This window comes from Vibrio sp. NH-7 (genome assembly GCF_053643215.1).
On sequence record NZ_CM132187.1, the window covers coordinates 127,171 to 150,335 of the forward strand.

A 23,165-nucleotide genomic window follows, 5' to 3' on the forward strand; every position below is an offset into this window, starting at 1 on the left:
TGGTTTTACGAAACTCTGTAGCTCTGTTTTGTTATTGCCGAGCCAGTTATGCGATCCCTACCTTCTGAATCTATGCCGCGAGAGAAGTTGATCTCTCATGGTCCCAACGCTTTGACCGATGCGGAGTTACTCGCCATTTTTTTGCGAACAGGCACTAAAGGAATGAATGTTATTGAGCTATCGGACTTTTTGCTCAAAGATTTTGGCTCGCTACGTAAGTTGTTTGGGGCAAGCAAAGAGGAGTTTTGCCAACACAAGGGATTGGGTACGGCGAAGTACGTTCAGTTACAGGCGGTGTTAGAGTTAACGCAGCGCTATCTGTCTGAAACTTTGCAGCGAGGCGATGCATTAACCAGCCCAGAGCAAACCAAACTTTACTTATCAGGGCTGCTTAGAGATAAGCAAAGAGAAGAGTTTTATGTACTCTATTTAGACAATCAGCATCGCGTTATTGTTGGAGAGTCGCTATTTCAAGGGACAATCGACGCAGCATCAGTTTATCCTAGAGAGGTGGTCAAACGCGCATTGGAGCACAATGCCGCAGCGCTGATTCTTGCCCATAATCACCCGTCAGGCGTTGCGGAGCCTAGCCAGAGCGACCGACGTATTACCCGCCGAATCAGTGACGCTTTGGCGCTGGTGGACGTTCGAATACTGGACCATTTTGTCGTTGGTGATGGGGAGATTGTTTCCTTCGCTGAACGTGGTTGGATTTAAATCACATTTTTAGTTGTGAGTTCGCTGAATTCTGCTACAATCGCCCGACATTTTTTAGCACATAAATCAGCTCTGCCTAAAAAAGATCACGAAAACCTGTAAAAAGGATCTGTTCGGGTCTTGAGCAATGCTACTCAAGTTAGTATAATGCGCGACCTTTGATAGCCTTGTATGGGTTTCCATAGCGGTATAAGACCTCGACATTCTTCTTAGAGAACTAGAGAGGTTCGGCCACCAAGGTTGATATCGAGCTGAAACGATTTTGGAGAAGACATTCATGTCACGAGTATGCCAAGTAACTGGTAAGCGTCCAGTAACGGGTAACAACCGTTCACACGCACGCAATGCTACTAAGCGTCGTTTTCTGCCGAACCTACAAACTCATCGTTTCTGGGTAGAGAGCGAAAAACGTTTTGTTAAACTACGTCTATCTGCTAAAGGTATGCGTATCATCGACAAGAAAGGCATCGATGCTGTTCTTGTTGATATCCGTGCAAACGGCGTAAACGTTTAAGAGGAAATAGACAATGGCAAAGAAAGGCGTACGTGAGAAAATCCGTCTAGTATCTTCTGCAGGTACTGGTCACTTCTACACGACTGATAAGAACAAGCGTAACATGCCAGGCAAATTTGAGATCAAAAAGTTTGATCCAGTAGTTCGCCAGCACGTTATGTACAAAGAAGCGAAAATCAAGTAATTGATGCTTTTTTGAACTTCCCTCGGGAAGCGTGAATAGAAACCCAACCATAGCAATGTGGTTGGGTTTTTTATTATCTGCTGTTTGCTGATGGTAAGGAAAGCCGGCACCTCGCCTGATCCCCTCTTTTCTGCTATTTTTGAGTCAATTAACAGCAGAGAGCAAAAATAAAATGCGAGTTTCCCCTTCACGGCGCAGACGCTGGAACAATATTCTTATTCTGGGCATCATTGCATTTATTGGTTTGCTCAACTTACCTACGTTGATTAAAACCTACCTTATCGATGAGCCAGTGGTCGTAAGTTCACACCCTTATTTACTTAACCCTTCAGCAGACTTGCAAGCCTTACACTTTTCCACTTGGTCACTAGAGAAAAGCCAAGGTGAATGGAGAAGCTCTGTAGTTAGTGCTATCCCCCCGCAGGAACTAGCGCTGCGTTGGCAAGGGTTGATTGGCACAGAAATTAGCCAAGATAACTTCGACAGTTTGAAGCCTCAGTTGAGTCAACCTCAATCCATTGAAGTGTGGTATGTCGATCAGGAAGAACCACAAAGGATCACGTATTATCAGACACCACAGTTTTGGCTGCTCAAAAGCTGGCAAGATAAGTGGATAGCCATTTCCGTTGATACTCGTTACCTTATGCCTGAGTAAAAGAGAACCCACTAGGAACTACAATGCCTGAATTACCAGAAGTCGAAGTGAGCCGAATGGGGATATCCCCACATCTTGTTGGAGAGACAATAGCAAAGCTGACTTTTCGCACACCTAAGCTTCGTTGGGACATCCCTCAAGAGTTGAAACAGCTAGAAGGTCAGCAGATCCGTAGCATTACCCGTCGAGCGAAATACCTTCTTATTGAAACGAACGTAGGATCAGCGATCGTTCACTTGGGCATGTCTGGCTCACTGCGAGTGCTGGATGCAGAGATCACGCCGGGTAAACATGATCATGTGGATCTAAAGCTCACCAATGGGAAGGTACTGCGTTATAACGATCCAAGACGTTTTGGTGCATGGCTTTGGACGGAAGATGGTCATCACACTGTTCTTGAAAATGCAGGGCCTGAGCCGTTAACCGATGAGTTTAATGCAGACTACATTGCGTCAAAGGCGGTCAATAAGAAAGTGTCGGTAAAACAGTTCATTATGGACAATAAAGTGGTGGTTGGCGTGGGTAACATCTATGCCAATGAATCACTATTTAGTGCCAGAATCCACCCCACCAAGCCTGCTGGCAAGTTAACGAATAAGCAGTGGGTTTTGCTTGTGGTGGAGATAAAACAGGTTCTGGATACTGCCATTAAGCAAGGCGGGACCACACTTAAGGATTTTGCTCAAGCGGATGGTAAGCCCGGTTACTTCGCCCAAGAACTGCAAGTATACGGTAAGAAAGGGGAACCTTGCCCGGTTTGTGGTGGTCCAATCGAAGAACTTAAAATTGGTCAACGAAACACCTTCTTTTGCAATACGTGCCAAAAAAAATAGCATTGAATACGTTGCTTTTCGTAACGTTTTTCACGCCATTCAGACAAGGTTCATTTACTTTCGCCTATCCTAGGCTTGGGCGAATAGTGTAGAATATAGCCCCTTTTTGTGGTGAGTTGTGAGCAGTCACTGACACAACTCATCTATAGTGAAATTCGTACATAAGGTACCCTCCATGACAGAGCTTTCATCTGCGGTAACTTGCCCACATTGTGGACCATCAACAGAGAGTCAATCTGATGTCTTACTCTCTGTCCTTGTTCCTTATTTTAATGAAGAGGAAGTATTACCAGCTTTTCATGAAAGGCTAATGCCCGTATTGGATAGCATCGATGGATTGTGTGAGGTCATCTACATTGATGATGGCAGTAGTGACAAGAGTCAGAGCATTGTGGCTGGTTTTGAAAGCGAGAACAGCAACATCATCAGCCTGAATCTGAGTCGCAACTTTGGTAAAGAAGCCGCCATGAGTGCGGGTCTAGAGTATAGCCGTGGTCAGGTTGTCACTATCTTGGACGCGGATTTGCAAGATCCACCAGAATTGTTGCCAGAAATGCTTGAGAAATGGCGTGAAGGCTATGACGTTGTGAACATGCAGCGTAAAGAGCGTCATGGCGAGACTTGGTTTAAGCAAAAATCGGCGGCATGGTTCTATCGCGTCATGAATTCAGTATCGCAGATGGATGTCCCAGAGAATGTCGGTGATTTCCGTTTGCTAAGCCGCCGTGTTGTTGAACACATTAACCAGCTGCCAGAGCGTAATCGCTATATGAAAGGGCTGTTTTCATGGCCTGGCTTTAACACCATTACATTACAATTTGAGCGAGACCCTCGCCTGGTGGGGGAAACCAAGTGGAATTACCTTAAGCTGATTGGTTTGGCGATTGACGGGATTTCATCTTTCTCTATTCGCCCATTGCGCCTTGCGACGCTGCTTGGCGCATTGATGGCGGTCGTGGCCTTCTTATACGGCTTTATCATTATTTGTAAAACCATTTTCTTGGGCGAACCCGTTGTTGGTTACCCATCAATGATGGTTGTTCAGCTTGGTTTGGGCGGTATTCAATTACTCTGTATTGGTCTAATGGGTGAGTACATTGGGCGAATTTTCATTGAAACCAAACGCCGACCACTTTACATCGTTCAATCGAACATTGAGAAAAAAGCGCAAGCATCACTGCAGAAAGATCAACCTGAGGAAAAATAACAGTGAATATTAAGATCACCGCCAAGCACCTGTGGGGCTTATTGGCTGTCGCGTTACTTTTACGTCTGATTTCTTTGGGGCTTTATCCATTAATGGATACAACCGAAGCGCGTTATGGCGAAATGGCGCGACTTATGGTGGAAACAGGTAACTGGCTGACGCCTCAGTTTGATTATGGTGTCCCTTTCTGGGGCAAACCGCCACTGTTCACTTGGATGAGTGCGACTGGCGTTGAGCTATTCGGTTTAAGTGAATTCTCTTTGCGCGCGCCACACTGGCTTGCCGCTGTTTTTGTTATCGCTTTAATCGGTTACATGGCTAAGCGTGAAGGCTTTAACTGGCTAGTTGCGTCTATTGTACTTGCGACGTGTGGTATTTTCTCAATTGCTGCTGGCGCGGTCATGACTGACATGGCATTAACGCTTGGTATGACGATGGCGATGGTCGGTTTTTACTACTGCTGGTTAGAAAAAGAGAAAGGTGGCATTAAAGATCGTTGGGCATATTTTGCCTTTGCTGGTCTTGCGGTTGGCTTGTTGGCTAAAGGCCCTGTCGTGATTGTGATTATGGGCTTAGCAGTATTCCCTTGGTTGGTTCTACAACATGGGCTAATCGGCGCATTTGTTCAGCTTTGGCAGCGTTTCCCTATCGTTAAGGGCGTGTTATTGATGCTCGCGATTGCGATGCCTTGGTACATCATGGCTGAGCGTGCAACACCAGGCTTCATTGATTATTTCATTGTGGGTGAGCACTTTAAGCGCTTTGTTGTCAGTGGTTGGGAGGGTGACCTGTACGGTAGCGCCCATGATGAGCCACGCGGCATGATCTGGTTATTCTGGCTGCAAAGTGCGGCGCCTTGGTCAATCGCGCTGCCGATTCTGGCGTGGTTCCGTCGTGCTCGCATTAAAGAGACCAATCAATCGAACAAAGGGCTGTTTTCGTTCGCGATTTTTTGGCTAATCTCGCCACTGCTGATGTTCACAATGTCAGGTAACATCCTTCCTGCGTACGTGCTTCCTGGTATCCCTGCATTGGGGCTTCTTGCTGCGATCATGGTGATGGAAAAAGATTGGAAGTGGTTCAGTGTGGTATCTCTGATTCTGCCTATCGTGCTATTCATTGCACTTATCCTGTTAAACACAGGGATGGAAAATAACAAGAGCGATCGTGTGTTCTTTGAGTCTCAAACTGAACAGCTAGAAACTTACTACGCTCGTAGCCGTCCATTCTCTGGCCAGTACTACAGCTTAGGTCAGGCGATTAAGGTGACAACTCCTGCTGAGATTAAAGCGGATGAGTTCTACCTCATTGGTCGTGAGCGACACATGGAAGGTTTCTTAAACAGTGACAAACTGGAATGTAAGCTGCTGCTTGAGCCAGAAAACTCTAGACGCGCGATGTACCGCTGCTCAACAGTGACTCATGAAGCTTCTTAAGTTTGCATTTGTTGGAGGTATCGGCTTTGTAGTCGATACCTCCATTTTCACCCTTTGCCTCCACGTTTTTGACTGGCCGTTAATGACGTCGCGTGTTATTGCTTTTTTCTGCGCCGCGACCTCGACTTGGCTCGGCAACCGTTACCTCACTTTCTCTGCAACTTCGCAGCATGGTTCCAAACGTAAACAGTGGCTGAAGTTTATGACCTCGGCGTGTATATCTGCGATTCCAAACTTCGTGACCTTTAAGCTGTCGTTAGAGTTTCTCGGCAGCGAAGGGATATGGGCGTACGTTGCTTTAGTGCTGGGTATTTTGGTGGGAATGGTCAGCAATTATTTGCTCAGCGATAAGTGGGTATTTAAAGCCAAATCTTAATTGAGCCAGCTTACTGCTGGCTCCAACACTCATTGGGACATTATGGTTTCTTTTCAGCATAACTACCGAGCTCTCATCCGAATTGTACTTTGGGTCAACTTTGCCGCGATTATCTTTCTCTCTCTGTCCCGAGGAGTGTTCTTTTCTTTAGCTGTTGAGCCTGAAAAGTTAAGTGGTCTCAGTGCGGATATTGTGCGAGCGTTTTGGGTTGGCGCCCGCTTTGACGCAAAAATCGTCTTTATCGGTTTTGCCCCCGTTTTACTGGCGGGTTTGATTCTGGCAAAAACACGCTTCTTTGCTTGGTGGAACAAAGCGACACCTTGGTACGCAGGGGTTATTTTCTTTCTGCTGTGCGGCTTTTCGATCGGTAACTATTATTACTACGTCACCTACGGTAGCTATATCGATGTTTTTGTCTTTGGTCTGTTTGATGACGACACCAAGGCGGTGCTCGACAATGCATGGCAAGATTACCCCATTCTACGCTCTTTCTTGGTCTCTGTGTTGGTTGCGGCATTAGGCTTTATTTTTACCAATAAACTGATTGAGCGTTCATATTCTTGGCATTGGCCAAAGCGTCATTGGGCGCTCACGACAGTCTCGGTGTTACTCACGATAGTGGTGTATGTCATAGTGGCTCGCGGCTCTATCGGCAGTCTGCCTCTCAAGCGTTATCACGCTAATGTATCTCAGTACAAACCGCTGAATATCATTACTCCTAACCCGTTTATGGCACTGAGCTGGGCTAACGGAGACTACAAAAAGCAGGCGAAGTTTGACCCAGTGTCTGAGCAAGCGCTGACCGAGCAGATGATGAAAATGCTCGGCCAACCGACACCAGAATACCGAACCAACAAGAATGACTACTTGGCTGACAATCCTCCTCATGTAGTGATGGCATTGATGGAAGGATTAGGAACGAATGTTCTGATTGAAGATGACCCGACGCGAAACGATTTGCTGGGCAGCCTTCGCAAAGCCTTTGATGAAGACTTTGTCTTTGAGCGCTTTGTGGCAGGTACGACAGCGACCATCGACAGTATTGTTATGATGTTGTTCCACAGTGATGTACCGACCATCAGCCACTCTGGCGCGCAGAAAGTGTCTCTGCCTAGCTCGGCAGTATTGCCTTATAAACGAGCCGGTTATGAGGTCGTTTTTATCTACGGTGGCAACAGCATGTGGCGTAACTTAGCGAACTATTTGCCGCTGCAAGGCTTTGATACCGTTTATGATGAGAACAGTATTAAAGCGGCGTTTCCAGAGGCTAAGGAACATGCAGATACTTGGGGTGTCGCGGATGAGTTCACGTTCAAGTTTGCTCGTAAGCTATTGGACGAGGCGAAAAAGCCGACCCTGATTTACATCATGACGGTGACCAATCACTCGCCATATCGCCCACCAAGCGATTATCAGCCTAAGGTAACTCATGCAAGTGAGCGTCTCAAAGATGTGATTGGCAGTATCGCAGGGCAAGAGACGGAGATGCTTGAAGCCTACCAATATGCAAATGATGCGTTGGGGAACTTCATACAGGAAGTGAAAGACTCTGATTTGGGACAGAAAACCTTGATTGCTGCTTCGGGCGATCACCGTGTTCGTTCAATCTCGACCAAGAATTTAGATGAATTTGCGGTGAGCTATGCCGTGCCATTTTATCTGTATGTTCCCGATCCTATTTTGGCGCAGAGTCAGTACCGCTATCAGCCAGAAAGGATTGGCTCGCATCGAGACATTTTCCCTACCTTGTACCAATTTAGCTTGTCCGATCAGAGCTACATTAGCTTGGGTGGTGAGAATATGCTATCTGTCGATGGGGTGAGTAATCGCGGCTACAACAAAGTGCGCAGTATCAATCAGTGGGGTGCCTATGAAAATGGCAACCCGACAAAACTTTATGCTTGGGATGAAGGGGTCATGACGCAAACGACGCCTACTGACAATCCAGAATCTGATTGGGCACAAGAATACCATAAGCTACAAAACTATTACTTGCGTTCGCAGGTTGCTGGAGCGAACTAGGTGACGAGTTTGATAGATTTAACGGACGCGATAGTGATTGGCAAAGGTTCTGAGAGAATCTGCTACCAACATCCGAATGACCCCAACTTGTGTATTAAGGTGCGCTATCGAGTGAAGCGCTCTCGTGATGAAAGCGAGCGTGAGTTTGACTATGCCCGAAGCCTAAAGCACCCTGATTTAGCACCTTATGCGTTGCCAATTGAGTGGGTGGAGACCTCAGAAGGCAAGGGGCTAATTTTTCCTTTAATCCGAGATGGTGACGGTAGCTTATCAATGGCACTCGGAAAGTTGAATGACAAGTCAAAGCTTGCTGGGTTGTTTGATGATTTTGCTGAGTCTATTTTAGCTGATCATCTTTCGGTGACGGATCTGCGTTTGCAAAATCTCGTGCTACAGAAAAACGATGATGGTGAGCGCATTGTTATGATCGATGGTTATGGTTTCACCAATGACTTTTTGAAGAATCTCTATAGAGTCACAAGCGTCATCACCTATATTCAAACCAAGCGTCGGCTTGAGAAATTTAAAAGGAGCTTTATTGATGTTCGATAACAACCAGATTCAGCAGTACATCGCTAAATTTCCTGACTCTTTTCAGCATGGTATGAGTCAGTTTGCTTTGCTGATTAAAATGGTCAGCGGTTTGTTCCGCAACCAAGTGTTGTTCGTTAAAGGTGCGAAAGGGAACCAGGTTTCAATTGGTAAAACCAAGCATCGCTCCCGTATCGTGATCAAGTTTGACAAGCGAGCGAAAGGAAATCGTGTCGTCATTGGCAACAACTTTAATGGCAATGTGAATATTCTCATTAAGGGAAGCAATAGTACGCTTTACATTGGCGATGATGCGGTGATCAAGAAAAGTAAGTTTTCTTTACTTCGTGACAATGCGCTATTTGCGGTTGGGGAACATGTCGGCATTCGAGCAGGTGCGAACATTAAGTCTTATGGCCAACTGGTTTTGGGGGATGACGCGATGTTATCCGCCAATATTTTGATTCAAGAGTACGATGGTCACCCAATTTTTGACGAACAAGGTAATGTGTTGAATCACCGTATTTCCGGGGTGTATGTGGGCCCGCATGTTTGGTTGTGCAGAGATGTAAAAATTATCAAAGGTGTGACAATCGGCAAAGGCTCGATCATTGGCGCCTTTAGTACTCTCACTAAGAGTGTCCCGAGCGATGCGATCGCCGTTGGCACTCCCGCGAAAGTGGTGAAAGAAGGGGGGATCTATTGGGCGCGAAATCACTCAGAAAAAGAGCTCTCCAAAGCAAAAGCATTTTACGCAATGGACTAAACAACAAAGGCTGTCACCAGACAGCCTTTGTTCTATTTATTACTTGTTTTGTAGTTGCTTGGCGACATACGGATGCACGAAATCCGCTACATCTCCACCGTGAAGGGCAACCTCACGAACAATGGTCGAAGACAAAAAGGCGTACTTTTCGTTCGGTGGCAAAAAGAGGCTCTCTATCTCTGGCATTAGCTTTTGGTACATTGTGGATAGCCCAAGCTCATACTCAAAGTCGATTGTGGTACGTAAACCACGGATAAGAATGTTGGCATTCTCCGCTTTGGCGAAATCAACCAGCAAGCCAGAGAATCCTTTGACGACGATGTTTGAATGGCCTTTGAACACTTCTTGCACCATGTCGATACGTTCACTGAGTGTGAAAAGAGTATTCTTGCGTGGGCTTTCTGCAACAGCAACGGTAACCGTGTGAAACATTTTCGAAGCGCGCTGAATGATGTCGACGTGCCCGTTAGTAATAGGGTCAAAGGTCCCTGGATAGATAACGTTCGTGTTCATTTTATTGTATAGTTCGGCGTAATAGAGAGATTCAGCTGGTTATTATATGACAGATAAAACCCTTATACACATAAACTTAGCGTCCGGTTTTGGCGGAGGGGAAGTCCAAACTCTCAACCTGATAGCAAATTTGTCTGGATACCGTCAGCTGATCTTGGGCAAACAAGATAAACCATTTATAACCAAGGCAAGAGAGCGCTTTGCTGACTCAAATGACGTTAGTATCGTTGGCTTTTGGCGTGCTGTGTATTGCGCTTTGATGTCTAAAAATGTGGTGATTCATGCTCATGATGGGCGTGGTGCGCATCTAGCAAGGCTTATAGGTTGGTTGGTCAGCAAGCCCTATGTCATTTCTCGTAGAGTAGATAAGGCGTTGAAAGGTAAGGTCTCTCAAAAAACATATCGAAAAGCAGCACACCTTATTGCGGTCAGCCAGAAAGTCGCGAACAACATCGACCAATACAATTCAAATCTTACCGTTATCCACGACAGCTACTCTCATCTCCCTAGTAGTTCTGACGTCGAAGTGAAACTTAGAGCGCTAAAAGATCAGTTTGTCGTTACGCAACTGGGAAGCTTGCTCGACATTAAAAACATCCCTTTTACCATCGAATTGGCCAAGCAGCTTGCAGAGACTCATCCGGGCATTTACTTTTTGATTGTGGGTCAAGGAAAAGAAGAGGCGGCGTTAAGAGAGCAAGCGAAAGCGTTGTCGAATATTACCTTCTTTGGCTTTACGCCTTATGTCGGTTCGGTGCTAAAGCGTACGGATGTATTGATCATGCCGTCAAAAAGTGAGGGACTTGGCTCTGCTGTGTTGGAAGCTTATCAACATGATACGCCGGTCATTACTTCCAAAGCTGGAGGGCTGCCGGAGATCGTCGAGCATGGAGTGACGGGGTATTTAGTCGACACAGATAGTGTTGACCAAGCAAAACATCACTTATTGGACTTGGTTGCGAGTAAAGATTTGTATCAGCAGATTCAGCAAAACATCCAAAAGAAAAAACAGCAATATAGCCCCGAGACTATGGCTGAGCGCTATATTGCTTGTTATGACAAAGTGTGGTGAGTTACCACACTTTGTTGAAGTCTTCTTTCTCTAAGACTTTAGGGTCACGTTGGAACTCGAGCAGGCGCGCATACTTCAAGTAGCTGCTCAGGGAGGCACTAATTGAGACAGTGAGACCGTCCGCACCACCCATAAAGCCTTTCTTGATAATGTAAGATTTAATGAAGGCGTTCAGACCATGCAGAAACGGACTCATAGCATTTACGCGTTTGCCCTTTTGATACATGATTTTAGCCGCGCGGCCGCTGAAGTCGCGTCCAGGCTTCGCGAACAGTTGACCAAGATTCTCGAATGAAAAGTGAATAATGTCGGCGCTGATTCGTTCTGGGTTTTTGGCTTGTACGGCGGCGTGCTGCTTCACTTCGGCAAAGCGAGTCTGCGTTTTGTCGTAAAGACGAATGCAGAAATCCGGATACCAACCACACTGTTTTATCCAACGGCTTCCGATGTAGTTACGACGACGGAAGGCAAAGGCATCATGCTTTGTCGAGGAAAGATCTAGATTCTTGATCGCTGCAACCATTTCATCGGTTAATCGCTCATCAGCGTCGAGGCTCAAAATCCAGTGGTTGTCGGTATGGTCTAGGCCGACATTCTTTTGAAAACCATCGCCCAAATAGCTTTGTATGACGACCTTTGCGCCAGCTTGCTCTGCGAGTTCTCGGGTGTCATCAACACTGTTCGAATCGACTACCACCACCTCCGAGCAGACTTGCTGTAGAGACTGAATGCACTCAACAATATTTTTCGACTCGTTGAGAGTAATAACAACGCCAGTAATCATAGATTTGCCTTCATTAGTGTTGATTTAAAAGTGGCTTGAGCTTCGATTGTACCATGTCTAACGTAATTGACTGCATCACATGGTCGCCTTTCACACGCGTGCTCCAAGCAAGTTGATCCGCGGGTTTGCCTTGTTGTTCTTGAATGTAATGTTCGTACACGCTAACGACGGAGTCTAAGTCATTATAGGGGCCAGTTCGCTTTGGATTGCTGTGTCCGTAAAGACCAATCACTGGCGTGCCTTGCGTCGTCGCGATATGGGCTGGTCCAGAATCAGGCGCGATAACGACTTGGGCTTGTGCCAAAACGGCAGTCAGTTGCTTTAAACTTGTTTGACCGATGAGGTTGAGAGGCGTGTGGTTCATGTGCCCAGATATCGCCTGGCCAAGTTTGATTTCGCGCTCAGAGGGAGAACCGCAGAGTGCTACTTGGTACCCTTGGTCAATAATCCAATCGGCTAGCTCGGCGTATCGAGAGGTGAGCCAATTGCGCTCATCTTTACTCGCAGCAGGGCTGATTGCCACAGTTGGCTTGCCTGCCAGTGTCTGCTTAGCAAAGTTAATATCGCTCTCTGCGATGGGTAACTGCCAATGGGGCTTTGTTTTCGGGACGCCAAGGTACTCGATAAAAGCAAAGAAGCTATCCAGAACATGGGCAGACGAGGTGTCGGAAATCTTCTGGTTGGTGAAAAGCCATTGTGCTTCTTTTGCGCGTTTAAAGTTAAAGCCAACTTTGTACTTAGCTTTAATCCCGAGGGTTAACAGGCTAGCTCTCAGAGCTAACTGCATATGTACTAACACATCAAATCGGCGGCCACTCAGTTGCTGCCACACATCTTGCATGCCTTTAAGGCCGGCTTTTTTATCAAATACAACCAGTTCGACATTTTCTAAACCATCGAGTAGCTGTGCCTCGATTTTCCCTATCACCCATGTCACTTGAGTGTCAGGCCAATGCTTTTGCAAGGCTTGAATAGCGGCAACGGCGTGGCAGGTATCGCCAATGGCAGATAATCGCAGAAAGCAGACTGACTTAGGGGCCGTGTTAAACAAAGGCATGGTAAGGGCTCGAAGATTTAAGTTGGCTAGAATTATGCAGATAAGCTCAAGAAATGTAAAATAGCCGCAATTATCTTATCCAAAAGGTTAGCTATGAATCCGGAACAGAGTGGCAAGCCAGGCGCAACGGGAATTACCCGTATTCTCAATGCGACTGGGTACTCGATCCAAGGTCTAAAAGCCGCGTTTCGCCATGAAGCGGCGGTTCGACAAGAAATGGGTCTGCTGGTGGTCGCCATATTGGCTTTGCTGTGGTTATCATTGCCTGTCGTCGAGACGGTTTTGATGCTCGCAACAGTCGTTTTAGTGTTGGTGGTTGAGCTAATCAACTCGGCGATTGAAGCGGTGGTGGATCGTGTTGGCACAGAGCGTCATGAATTGAGCGGTCGAGCGAAAGATATTGGCTCGGCAGCGGTGCTTGTCGCCCTCGCGCTAGCAGCCTTTACATGGGGTTACATCCTTTACCATCACTTTTGGGCCTAGGTTAGTTACAATCTTCGGCCAGCTAAGCATTCAATCACGAGGTCATCCGTGTTAAAGAAATATGAGCAATCTCATCAGGTCATTTGGTATGACGATGAGTATCTATTAGAAGACCCGGTAAAGGCTTTTGATGTGGCTTACTGGCAGAATGAAGGGCGAGTGGTTGGCAGCGCGCAAGGTAGGGGCACGACTTGGTTCGTGCAGACGAAAACCTTAACTGCGGCATTGCGTCACTACCGACGAGGTGGCTTGTTCGGCAAATTGGTGTCGGACAGCTACTTGTTCAAAGGGTGGCAGAGTACCCGAAGTTATGCGGAATTTATGCTGTTGAAGCAGCTAGCAGAGGCGGGTGTCAATGTCCCTAAGCCGATCGCGGCTCGTGTGACTAAGTTTGGTTTATCTTACAAAGCAGACTTGTTGAGTGAAAAAGTTGCCGATGCTTCTGATCTCGTCGATGTGTTACAAGAAAGACGATTGTCCGCTCAGGAGTATCAAGTGGTTGGCCGAGAGATTGGAAAAATGCACAAGGCGGGAGTGAATCACACTGACCTAAACATTCACAATCTGTTGCTCGACTGTCATGGTAAGGCTTGGATTATCGACTTTGATAAATGTTACCAGCAGTCGGGAACAAATTGGCATCAAGGCAATCTAGATAGGTTGCTCCGCTCTTTTCGTAAAGAGCTCAATAAACGCGCCATTCAATGGACAGAGGAAGACTTTAATCATTTATTAGATGGTTATAAGCAGGAAGGCTAAGCCGCTCTTAAGTCACCGAAAGAGCAAAATTTTAATCGTTAATTGGATCTACAATGTCTTTTAAACAGAAACTGCACGCTCATGGCTGGTTTATTCTTATAAACGCGCTCTTAGCGATTGCGTTGGCGAGTCGTTACTTCGCTTTTTTACCAGAGTTTCCATCCGATACGCTAGGCATCGCCTTCATATTTGCGGGCACATTAGGTCAGATGACGCTGTTGGCAGCCATCATTGGACTTGTGAGTTTACCGGCACTATTGCTACCGAAGGGAGGACGGAATGCGATTCAAGCGCTGATTGCTTCTCTTGGTTTGGCGGTGTTGTTCATCGATACCATCGTTTACGCTCAGTATCGTTTCCACATTAATGCAGTTGTTCTTGAACTGGTGATGTCAGGACAAGTAGTTAGCTTCCCGCTGATCACCTGGGTCACAGTATTAGGCTCTATTGCTGCGCTGCTTGCTGGTCAATGGTGGTTGATTCGCTGGCTAGAAAATGATGCGCCAGTGCGCCAATGGAAGTTGGGCCGCAAGTTCACCTACGTGACGATTATCGCGTTGCTGCTAACTAACGGTATTCATATTTGGGCGGCGGCACATGCCTATCAGCCTGTTACTATGGTGAAGCGTTACTTGCCATTATTCTATCCCGCAACGGCCAACAAGTTCATGGATAAGCGTGGTTGGTTGGATAAAGAGGCGATTGCTAGGCAAAAAGCGATGCGCGTTCCGCCAAAGAGCGATCTGAACTATCCTTTAAAGCCTTTACAGTTTGAATCGACAAAGCCAGTTAACATCATGTTGATTACGGTGGATTCATGGCGCGCTGATACCTTTAACGCGGACAATACTCCTTATATGTGGGAGTACGCGAAAAACGGCGCTATTTTCCAAGATCACATCGCTACAGGTAACGCCACTCGTACGGGTATATTTGGCTTGTTTTACGGTCTGCCGGGTACTTATTGGCACGGTTTTGTTGCCAACCATCAATCTCCGGTATTGGTTGACCGTCTCCAAGCGTTGGATTATCAACTGGGCCTATTTGCGGCTGCGCGCTTAACGAATCCAGAATTCCACCAAACGGTTTTTGTTAATGTTCCGAACTTACGCGTTGGTTCTGAAGGTCTCACACCATCTCAACGTGATAGGCATTTAACCGATGATTGGATTGAGTGGTATAAGAATCGAGATACTTCTAAGCCAGTATTCTCATTCCTATTCTATGACGCGCCACATGGTTACGATTTTCCGAAGAACTTTGAGCCTAAGTATGAGCCAATGATCCCGCGTGTGGATTATCTAAAATTGGATAACAACAGTGATCAAGAGAAGTTCTTTAATCGTTATAAGACTTCGGTCCGCTACGTTGATACTCAGGTTAAGCGTGCTCTGGATACATTGAAAGAATCGGGTGACCTAGAAAATACACTGGTGATCATTACTGGTGATCACAGCCAAGAAATGAATGACAACAAACAGAACTTCTGGGGACATAACGGCAACTTTACCCGTGCTCAAACCCAAGTGCCGTTTGTGATGTTTGGCCCTGGCGTGGATAAAGATAAGTTAGCTGAAACCGTTACCTATACCACTTCCCATGAAGACTTTGCGCCGACATTGATGAACAACTATTTAGGCTCACTGAATGACGTTCGCGATTACTCGACTGGAGAAGACCTGTATGGTGATAGCGTAAAACGTAATTGGATAATGACTTCCAGCTACAGCGCCTACGGCATCATTTATGACGATACCATTATTGAAGTGAATGGTGCGGGACAGTCACAGATTCTTGATAGTACTTATCGTCCGAAGAAAGATGAGGCGATGAACTATCAGTATGTTCAAGAAGCGTTAGATAACATTAGTCGTTTTAGGAAGTAATAGAGGAAAATGGCCGGGATATCCGGCCATTTCTTTAAATGAGCTTTAAGGTCTTATCAATACACCCTTGATGGCGAACCATAAATTCATTCATTCTCTCCTGGAGGCCATCTAGAGCGGTGTTATCCCAGATTTTTAGTACACCGTTAGCTATCTCTAACTCAGAACTGCATACAGTCATCAGGCCTTCCGCCAACAACTTCTCACTGATTTCTTGGAAGTTAAAGTAACTCGGACCTGTGATAACTGGCACTCCGAGAGCAATGGGTTCCAGCATATTATGCCCACCAACTTTATCGCCTAGTAAACTCCCCCCCATAAAGCAGATGTCTGCAGCGCCAAGCAGAGTGAGCATCTCTCCCATAGTATCACCAAGGTAAATTTGGCTTTGGATACTTACGTCGCCTTGGGTTCTACGAGATACCGTAAAATTAGCCTGCTGACATAGGTCATGAACAGAGTCAAAGCGTTCAGGGTGCCTAGGAACTAAGATAAGTAGAGAGTCAGGATGTTGTTTAACGAGTTCTTTATGCACAGCGAGGATTCTCTCATCTTCACCTTTGTGGGTGCTGGCCGCGATCCAAACTGGACGACTTCTACCAATCTGGCTGCGCAATTGTATCCCTGCCTGTTTCGTTTCTTCGGGAACTGAAATGTCAAACTTAACTGAGCCTGTTACAGAAACCTTACTTTTCTCTACACCAAGTTTCTCAAAGCGGTCTGCATCATCTTGATATTGGCAGCATATATGAGAAAGGTTGTTTGCAAGCATATCGAACAGAGGGTGGACTTTTTGATAGTTGCGATAAGACTTCTCAGATAAACGTGCATTCAGGACGGTAATTGTGAGGCCATTACGTGCTACAGTATGGAGCGTATTTGGCCAGAGTTCAGTCTCCATAATCAGCATCTTACTTGGGTTGATACTTCTTAAAAAACCGCGCACAGCGAAAGAAAAGTCAATCGGCATGTAGCGATGCTCAACTAAATCTGCGAGCTTTTCTACTTGTTCTGCCCCTGTGCTGGTGGTTGTGGTTACCACAATAGGTTTTTCTGGATTTTGGAGCTTTAATGCTTTGATGATGGGAGTAACAGCAATCACTTCACCTACAGAGACGGCGTGAATCCAGATGGGAGAAGTTTGGCTCTTTAACTTTGGAGTTATACCAAAATGCTCTTTCCATCTTGGACCAAAAGAGGGTTTACCAGGTTTACGTTTGTAAAGTCCAAAGAGCAGGATTGGCGACACTAAGAAGAGAAGGATTGTATAAAGAACACGAATCATTGTTTCTCCGCGAATTCGTCAATATAAGCTTCGACGATTTTCTTACCATCAAACTTATCGAGAGTCTCTTGGACATAGTCATTAAATGATGTATCCCATTCATGTTTGAGAGCAAAATAGATGGCTTCACCCAAAGACTCAGGCGTTTCTTTTGCTAAAAATGGTTCCAATGCACCATTCATGATTTGGCGAACACCACCTCGGCTATCTGTGCTAACGACAGGGGTTCCGCAAGCTAGTGACTCAATTAGCACCATGCCTAATCCTTCATGCTTAGAACTGAGAACATAGAGATCGGCGGCTTTGTACCATGGAAATGGATTAGTTTGTTGGCCTTTAAAGTGAACTCGCTCTGTGAGGTTAAGTCGCTTCACTTCAGCTTCAATATTATCTCTATCGTTTCCTGCACCCACAATCACTAAGTCTTGCTGTAAGTTATATGTATTCATAGCGTAGTGATACGCTTGTACTAACAGCGAGAAATTTTTTTGAGGAACAAGTCTTCCAAGACCCAAAATGTATGGCTTGTCGTGCAATTTTTCTTGAATACACTCTGCCCGCTGCCGGATGTTGATAAAGTCATTAGGATTATTGACCACGATTGCTTTCTTTGGCGTAATTTGGTGCGTTTCGACCATATCTTGAAAGCTACCTAGTGCGCCTTGGGATACGCAGGTAACGTTTCTATTTTGGAAAAGCTTGGTGAAAACCCAGCGGGACAGTCGGCCGTACATGTGCTTCTTTTGTACGTTTTCACACACATAAACAAAGCGTTTGTCTTGAATTGGCCAAAGTTGCTCAAAGGTTCCTTGGCCACGAAATATAATTAAGTCAAAAGGTTGCCCGTTTTGCGCTTCGAGCGTTCTTAGCTGCTTTTTAAAAGCCATAGATTCAGCGTATGCAAACCAAAGCGGAAAAGTTTTGCTGAATACAAGATTCAATACTTTGCAAACGACGAACCAAAGGGCACCAAGCCCAGTAGAAAACACTGACTTTTTTAGGTTGAACAGGTGTACTGGAAGATCGTTGTTTTTAGGCTCAATTTCTTTCTTGCGGTTCTTCAGGTAAATTAAATCTGTCTGGTGTCCAGCATCATGGAAAGCATCCGCAAGGTTGACAGCAACTCGTTCCATTCCACCAATTTTCAGACAGTTTACGACAATAGCAATATTCATTGTCTTTGAATCTCAGTTCGTTTCGGTGAGCACAGTACTATCATTAAGATAATATATAAAATGAGAGAGTTAGCCTGAGAAAGCGGAATGTCAGTGAATGAACCTACGACATAAATCACTCCGACTAATGATGCTATCGTGGTTTCTTCACTTCTGTAGCGTATAAAATAATAGAATGGAAAGCTAAGCATAACTAAAAGCAATACAAAGCCCACAACCCCTCTCTTTACCCAACTGGTAATATAATCATTGTGGTAATGACGCCATTTAACTGCACTTTGGTGAATTAAGTTCTCTTCGGCCAACTTCTTTTTTTCATCAATGTGAGAGTCACCCAAACCGATTAGAGTCGGGTGTTTAGCTAACTCCAACCCTGCCTGCCACATATGCAAACGTAATCCGATAGAAGTGGAATAATTTCCATTTAATATCTGTTGAACCTCGAAAACCGTTCTTTCATATCTAGGCTTTATGGTGTCTTTGTTTACAAAGAATAAAGTTAATATTGCTATTGATGCTGTTGTGAAATATTTAATGCCTTTATGTTTTAAAGTGGAAAAGTCTAGTCGAAATAAGGAAAGAATGAGCAATGCTGCAATGAAAGCAACTAAGGTGCCACGAGTTTCACTAATAAGTACTCCTGTTACAGATAAAAATAAACCGACAGTATTTGCTATCTTTATTCTGAAGTTATACGGAGAAACCATGTAGTAAAAGCTAATTATCGCGATTGCTGAAACCATTGTTGTATATGGTATTGGATTTACACTCCACTCAATTCTATCGAGTTGCAAGTAGTAAGACTGATGAATGACGTAAGCAATGGATATTAAACTTGCCAAAGGAGTGAGATTGGCTAAGTGGGTTTTAACAAACTTCACAACATTATCTTGTGGTAAAAAAACTAACAATGACGTTGCAATAAGTACTCTTAATGTTGATGTGCTTTGCCCTACGTATATTTTAGTTATTATAGCGACAATAGAAGACAGAATAATAATTGAGTATATAGGGTATGTCTTCAAGTTATGCAGTACTGTTTCCCTGCTCGTAAAAAATATTGATGTTACGAAGGAAATAATACATGCAACTACGAAGTGTTTATCTGAGTCATAAGCGAGCAGCCCAGTGAAAGGCCATAGAAAAGGCAAAAATAGAAAGTAAGATAGATATTTTTTCATCATTTATTGTCGGCCCAGTTCATTCTGAATTCTTCAATGTCATAAAATAAATGGATGTTGTTTTTTATACTTCTATCACTTTCGTCCCACCATTTTGAGTTCATCAGGAACTCTATTTGCTCTTTTGTGAATCGGAAGCGTATTGTTTTTGCAGGAACTCCTGCGACAATGGCGTAAGGCTGAACATCTTTCGTGACTACCGCTCCAGCAGCAATTATTGCGCCGTTGCCAATAGTAACGCCTGGCAGTATAGTGCTATTAACACCTAACCAAACGTCATGGCCGATAGTAACCTTGTCGTTATTATCTATAGTAATGTTTTTACTTATGAGTCCTCTTTTTTTTTCATATAAAAAAGGATGCGTGGAAATATAGCTTGTTGGGTGGTTAGATTTTGCAATAGTGACATTATCTCCTATAGAGCAAAAATTACCGATAGATGATAGTAGCTGGTAAGAACCGTTGTTGAAAAACTGCTTATATCTGTAAGTGTATTTTCCGACTGAAAATCCAAAATATTTATAAGCAATATACCTATATGTATCTTTCTTATCTAAGTAAAGCTTGCATAGCTTTCTAATAAATAAGCTCTGTTCATTCTTCGAAGATGCTATCTTTCTCCAAAGTTTGGAAATTATCCACTTGTCAAATTTGGTTAGAGGTTTTTTCACTCTGATAACCTATTAATTACGTTGGTTGGTTCCAAATTTTTTAAGCACTTTAAATGCCCTAATGGACATTCGCGCTTAAAACACGGACGGCACTCAATGTCTGTGCTGACAATATCCACTCTTTGTGCAAGAGGTGGAGTATACTTCGGTGACGTAGAGCCATAAACCCCTACCACATGACAGCCAACCGCTGCAGCGACATGCATTAAGCCCGAATCATTACTGACAACGCTTTGGCAAGCTGCCAACAGGTCTACCGCTTCAATTAGCGACGTTTTCCCGGCTAAGTCAAAGCAAGCAGTTTGCTGCTGTGGGGTTAACTGCTTCTTAATTGACGACGTGGTTTGTTGATCTTTTGCTGATCCAAACAACCAGACTTGATGGCCTCGATTAATCATTTCAGCGGCAACAGCAGCGTAGTGCTCAACTGGCCATTGCTTTGCTGGTCCAAACTCTGCGCCAGGACATAAACCAACAACCGATTTATCTTGTGTCAGATTAAATTTCGCTAATGTGGAGGCTTGTATCGACTTGTCTATTGATAAGCTGGGCTTAGGTTGAACATCAATACCTCCTAGAGACTGTGAGTTGATCATCTTGTCTCTTGGGTTGGCTAAAGCGACGTACCGCTCGACCATGTACTGAAAGGCTTTTTTGTTTGGTCTTAGGTCATTGAGTAGACCATAGCGCATTTCGCCTTTCCACCCTGTTCTTACCGGTATTTTGGCAAACCAAGGAATGAGTGCGGATTTGGCTGAATTAGGTAGGACAAAAGCGTGAGTATAATGCTCATCAATCAGTGAGCGGCCAAGGCTTTTTCTCCCTGACCAGTTGAACTCGCCATGACCAAATGGCATTTCAATGGCTCTGTTGACCTCGGGCATTCTCTCTAAGATGGGCTTACACCAACCCGGCGCGATGACATCAATGATGGCGTCAGGAGATTGCTGCTTCAGCGTGATGTAGAGTGATTGTGACATCACCATATCGCCCACCCAAGATGGGCCAATGACCAATATTTTTTTCACGGTGCCTCGTTGTGATTTCTATAGTTTACCGCGCATTTCTCGGTAGAGGTTGCGACCATCTTGTTGGGTTCTGAGCAGGCGGAGAATCCACATATACTGATTAGGTGCTTTGGCGACAAAGTATTCAATTGCTTTATTCATCCCACGCGCATCGTCAGGATCACTGTCTTGCAGTTCGATTGGCGGCATAAATTCAATCGAATATTTGCCTGTACCAGGATCGATAGATGCGAACGTTGGGATTATTTTGGACTTAGACAATTTCGCTAGCTTAGTTAACCCAGGCAAGGTCGCTTTCGTGGTAGCGAAAAAGTCGACAAACTCACTAAGTTCGGCGCCATGATCTTGATCTGGAAGGTAGTAACCTAAGTAACCCTCTTTAATCGATTTGATAAAGGGTTTTATACCGCCAGAACGCTCATACACACGGCCGCCGTACTGGACACGCTGGCGATGCATCAACCAGTCACTCACTGGGTTTTTCTGTTTCTTTGCCATGGCCGATACTGGCAGTCCTTTTGAAGCAAGCAGTACGGCTGGAATGTCAATCGCCCAAGAGTGAGGAACCAATAGAATGACGTTTTCATTTTGCTCAGTACAGTCGGTTAAATAGTGCTCGTTTATCAGAGTGCATTGAGTTTGAAGCCATTGTGGAGAACGTATAGTGAGCAAGCCGAAGCGCATCATAAACACACCTGCGGTTAGAAGTGTTTCATACACTAATTTTTCCCTCTCTTGCTCCGTTTTATCTGGGAAACAAAGAGAAAGGTTAACTCGAATGTTATGCACTGCGCCTTTGCGTTTATCGACCAAACGAGAGGCGACTTGGTGCGCGATCCATTTATGTACTTTAACTGGTAATAGCGATATCGGCAGAGAAATGAGCACGCCTAGCCAAGTTCCCCAATATTTAGGCGCAAGAAAGCCCCACTCAAAAGCGGGGTTGTATGCTTTCGGATCAAAATCGTTACGTGGTTTACTCACAATGCGTCGCTATTATTTGTTAATGATTGCCATGTACTCAGCGACACCCTGAGCAACAGATTTGAAGGTATGGTCACAGCCTGCCGCTCGAAGTTTCGTCAAGTCAGCTTGAGTGTATTCTTGGTATGCGCCTTTAAGGTGCTCGGGGAATGGAATAGTCTCGACTTCACCTTTCCCATGATAGGCGATAACCGCTTTTGCGACTTCCTCAAAAGACTCAGCGTTGCCTGTTCCAAGATTGAAAATACCAGAGACGCCGTGCTGTAAGAACCATAGGTTTACATCCGCGACATCACCTACGTAAACAAAATCGCGTTTGAACTGTTCGCTACCCTCAAACAACTTAGGATTCTCACCCGCATTCATTTGGTTATTTAGGTGGAAGGCTACTGAAGCCATCGACCCTTTGTGCTGTTCACGAGGGCCATAAACATTGAAGTAACGGAAACCAGTGACCTGAGATAGTGTTTCGCCATGCGCTTCGGCATCTTCCCAAATACGGCGAACGTAGTTGTCAAACTGCTGTTTTGAGTATCCGTATACGTTTAACGCACCTTCATACTCTTTTTCCTCGATGAAGGTATCTGTTTCGCCATAGGTTGCAGCAGAAGAGGCATAAAGGAAAGGGATCTCTCGTTCTAAACAATAGTGCAACAGTTCCTTGGAGTACTCATAGTTATTGAGCATCATGTATTTACCATCCCACTCTGTTGTGGCAGAGCAAGCACCTTCATGGAAAATCGCCTCGATTGGGCCAAAATTTTCACCAGACATGATCTGAACCAAGAAGTCATCGCGATCCATGTAATCTGAGATGTCTAGATCAACCAGGTTCTGAAATTTTCTACCATTTTTCAGGTTGTCGACGACGAGGATGTCGTTGATGCCTTGGTCATTAAGCGCTTTTACGATGTTGCTGCCAATCATGCCAGCACCGCCAGTTACGATGATCATATAGTTTCAACTCTAGTTAAAAAACGAGGCAAGTATACCATGGCGTCTAATCAAGGACCATTGAGATTAGATTTACGCGATGCTAGTGCTCG

25 protein-coding genes are annotated in these 23,165 nt (G+C 45.0%); 15 read left to right on the forward strand and 10 right to left on the reverse strand.

All coding sequences use genetic code 11. The features are described from left to right. Nucleotides 1-48: 48 nt before the first annotated feature. From radC to ACUALS_RS00705, 11 genes are all read left to right on the forward strand, one after another. Nucleotides 49-717, forward strand: a complete 669-nt coding sequence (gene radC / locus ACUALS_RS00655; protein ID WP_454448629.1) for a RadC family protein — start codon at nt 49-51, stop codon at nt 715-717. Between the two features lie 277 nt (nt 718-994). Continuing rightward, nucleotides 995-1,231, forward strand: coding sequence for a 50S ribosomal protein L28 (gene rpmB / locus ACUALS_RS00660; protein WP_004743834.1), 237 nt, complete (start codon nt 995-997; stop codon nt 1,229-1,231). A 13-nt stretch (nt 1,232-1,244) separates the two neighbouring features. Then, nucleotides 1,245-1,415 (forward strand): 50S ribosomal protein L33, encoded by a 171-nt coding sequence (gene rpmG, locus ACUALS_RS00665; protein WP_004410866.1) that lies wholly within the window; start codon nt 1,245-1,247, stop codon nt 1,413-1,415. A 172-nt stretch (nt 1,416-1,587) separates the two neighbouring features. Continuing rightward, nucleotides 1,588-2,070: a hypothetical protein gene (locus tag ACUALS_RS00670; protein WP_038140869.1), complete on the forward strand. Its 483-nt coding sequence runs from the start codon at nt 1,588-1,590 to the stop codon at nt 2,068-2,070. Between the two features lie 23 nt (nt 2,071-2,093). Further along, nucleotides 2,094-2,903 (forward strand): bifunctional DNA-formamidopyrimidine glycosylase/DNA-(apurinic or apyrimidinic site) lyase, encoded by an 810-nt coding sequence (mutM, locus tag ACUALS_RS00675; RefSeq protein ID WP_454448630.1) that lies wholly within the window; start codon nt 2,094-2,096, stop codon nt 2,901-2,903. A gap of 175 nt (nt 2,904-3,078) precedes the next feature. Continuing rightward, nucleotides 3,079-4,110 (forward strand): glycosyltransferase family 2 protein, encoded by a 1,032-nt coding sequence (locus tag ACUALS_RS00680; RefSeq protein ID WP_038140872.1) that lies wholly within the window; start codon nt 3,079-3,081, stop codon nt 4,108-4,110. Between the two features lie 8 nt (nt 4,111-4,118). After that, the gene (locus ACUALS_RS00685) at nt 4,119-5,546 is read left to right on the forward strand and encodes an ArnT family glycosyltransferase (RefSeq protein WP_419723722.1); all 1,428 of its coding nucleotides are present in this window, start codon (nt 4,119-4,121) and stop codon (nt 5,544-5,546) included. Continuing rightward, nucleotides 5,533-5,922: a GtrA family protein gene (locus ACUALS_RS00690; RefSeq protein WP_038192365.1), complete on the forward strand. Its 390-nt coding sequence runs from the start codon at nt 5,533-5,535 to the stop codon at nt 5,920-5,922. Before ACUALS_RS00685 ends, ACUALS_RS00690 begins: the two co-directional genes overlap by 14 nt. 42 nt (nt 5,923-5,964) lie before the next feature. Continuing rightward, nucleotides 5,965-7,944 carry an LTA synthase family protein gene (locus ACUALS_RS00695; RefSeq protein ID WP_454448631.1) on the forward strand — a complete coding sequence of 660 codons (1,980 nt, stop codon included), beginning with the start codon at nt 5,965-5,967 and terminating at the stop codon, nt 7,942-7,944. A gap of 9 nt (nt 7,945-7,953) precedes the next feature. Then, nucleotides 7,954-8,496 carry a YrbL family protein gene (locus tag ACUALS_RS00700; protein WP_454448632.1) on the forward strand — a complete coding sequence of 181 codons (543 nt, stop codon included), beginning with the start codon at nt 7,954-7,956 and terminating at the stop codon, nt 8,494-8,496. Beyond that, the gene (locus ACUALS_RS00705; protein WP_454448633.1) at nt 8,486-9,241 is read left to right on the forward strand and encodes an acyltransferase; all 756 of its coding nucleotides are present in this window, start codon (nt 8,486-8,488) and stop codon (nt 9,239-9,241) included. Before ACUALS_RS00700 ends, ACUALS_RS00705 begins: the two co-directional genes overlap by 11 nt. A gap of 39 nt (nt 9,242-9,280) precedes the next feature. Here the strand turns inward: ACUALS_RS00705 and coaD are convergent, their stop codons facing one another. Continuing rightward, nucleotides 9,281-9,754, reverse strand: a complete 474-nt coding sequence (coaD, locus tag ACUALS_RS00710) for a pantetheine-phosphate adenylyltransferase (protein ID WP_038192359.1) — start codon at nt 9,752-9,754, stop codon at nt 9,281-9,283. 46 nt (nt 9,755-9,800) lie between these two features. Between coaD and ACUALS_RS00715 the strand changes: the two genes are divergently transcribed. Further along, complete coding sequence (locus ACUALS_RS00715; protein WP_454448634.1) at nt 9,801-10,826, forward strand: glycosyltransferase family 4 protein; 1,026 nt, start codon at nt 9,801-9,803, stop codon at nt 10,824-10,826. 1 nt (nt 10,827) lies between these two features. On the opposite strand, the gene ACUALS_RS00720 is transcribed toward ACUALS_RS00715, so the two are convergent. After that, nucleotides 10,828-11,610 carry a glycosyltransferase family 2 protein gene (locus ACUALS_RS00720; protein ID WP_454448635.1) on the reverse strand — a complete coding sequence of 261 codons (783 nt, stop codon included), beginning with the start codon at nt 11,608-11,610 and terminating at the stop codon, nt 10,828-10,830. 13 nt (nt 11,611-11,623) lie between these two features. After that, the gene (locus tag ACUALS_RS00725; protein WP_454448636.1) at nt 11,624-12,667 is read right to left on the reverse strand and encodes a glycosyltransferase family 9 protein; all 1,044 of its coding nucleotides are present in this window, start codon (nt 12,665-12,667) and stop codon (nt 11,624-11,626) included. 93 nt (nt 12,668-12,760) lie between these two features. Here ACUALS_RS00725 and ACUALS_RS00730 point away from each other — a divergent pair, with 93 nt between their 5' ends. From ACUALS_RS00730 to ACUALS_RS00740, 3 genes are read left to right on the forward strand one after another with little or no spacing between them, the layout of a single operon-like run. Then, nucleotides 12,761-13,150 carry a diacylglycerol kinase gene (locus ACUALS_RS00730; RefSeq protein ID WP_454448637.1) on the forward strand — a complete coding sequence of 130 codons (390 nt, stop codon included), beginning with the start codon at nt 12,761-12,763 and terminating at the stop codon, nt 13,148-13,150. A 48-nt stretch (nt 13,151-13,198) separates the two neighbouring features. Further along, a complete protein-coding gene (locus ACUALS_RS00735) occupies nt 13,199-13,909 on the forward strand; it encodes a 3-deoxy-D-manno-octulosonic acid kinase (RefSeq protein WP_454448638.1) in 711 nt (236 codons plus the stop codon). Between the two features lie 53 nt (nt 13,910-13,962). After that, on the forward strand, nt 13,963-15,795 hold the full coding sequence (locus ACUALS_RS00740) for a DUF3413 domain-containing protein (protein WP_454448639.1): 1,833 nt from the start codon (nt 13,963-13,965) through the stop codon (nt 15,793-15,795). A gap of 34 nt (nt 15,796-15,829) precedes the next feature. Here the strand turns inward: ACUALS_RS00740 and waaA are convergent, their stop codons facing one another. The 7 genes from waaA to rfaD form a co-directional block, all read right to left on the reverse strand. Beyond that, nucleotides 15,830-17,080 (reverse strand): lipid IV(A) 3-deoxy-D-manno-octulosonic acid transferase, encoded by a 1,251-nt coding sequence (gene waaA, locus ACUALS_RS00745; RefSeq protein ID WP_454448640.1) that lies wholly within the window; start codon nt 17,078-17,080, stop codon nt 15,830-15,832. After that, the gene (locus tag ACUALS_RS00750; RefSeq protein WP_454448641.1) at nt 17,077-18,255 is read right to left on the reverse strand and encodes a glycosyltransferase; all 1,179 of its coding nucleotides are present in this window, start codon (nt 18,253-18,255) and stop codon (nt 17,077-17,079) included. The genes waaA and ACUALS_RS00750 overlap by 4 nt, the downstream gene beginning before the upstream one ends. After that, complete coding sequence (locus tag ACUALS_RS00755) at nt 18,252-19,136, reverse strand: O-antigen ligase family protein (RefSeq protein ID WP_454448642.1); 885 nt, start codon at nt 19,134-19,136, stop codon at nt 18,252-18,254. Before ACUALS_RS00755 ends, ACUALS_RS00750 begins: the two co-directional genes overlap by 4 nt. A gap of 299 nt (nt 19,137-19,435) precedes the next feature. Beyond that, nucleotides 19,436-20,107 (reverse strand): CatB-related O-acetyltransferase, encoded by a 672-nt coding sequence (locus ACUALS_RS00760; RefSeq protein ID WP_005471038.1) that lies wholly within the window; start codon nt 20,105-20,107, stop codon nt 19,436-19,438. Beyond that, nucleotides 20,104-21,135, reverse strand: a complete 1,032-nt coding sequence (gene waaF / locus ACUALS_RS00765; RefSeq protein WP_454448643.1) for a lipopolysaccharide heptosyltransferase II — start codon at nt 21,133-21,135, stop codon at nt 20,104-20,106. The genes ACUALS_RS00760 and waaF overlap by 4 nt, the downstream gene beginning before the upstream one ends. An 18-nt stretch (nt 21,136-21,153) precedes the next feature. Further along, a complete protein-coding gene (gene lpxM, locus ACUALS_RS00770) occupies nt 21,154-22,119 on the reverse strand; it encodes a lauroyl-Kdo(2)-lipid IV(A) myristoyltransferase (RefSeq protein ID WP_454448644.1) in 966 nt (321 codons plus the stop codon). A gap of 12 nt (nt 22,120-22,131) precedes the next feature. Then, complete coding sequence (gene rfaD, locus ACUALS_RS00775) at nt 22,132-23,073, reverse strand: ADP-glyceromanno-heptose 6-epimerase (RefSeq protein ID WP_454448645.1); 942 nt, start codon at nt 23,071-23,073, stop codon at nt 22,132-22,134. Between the last annotated feature and the right edge of the window lie 92 nt (nt 23,074-23,165).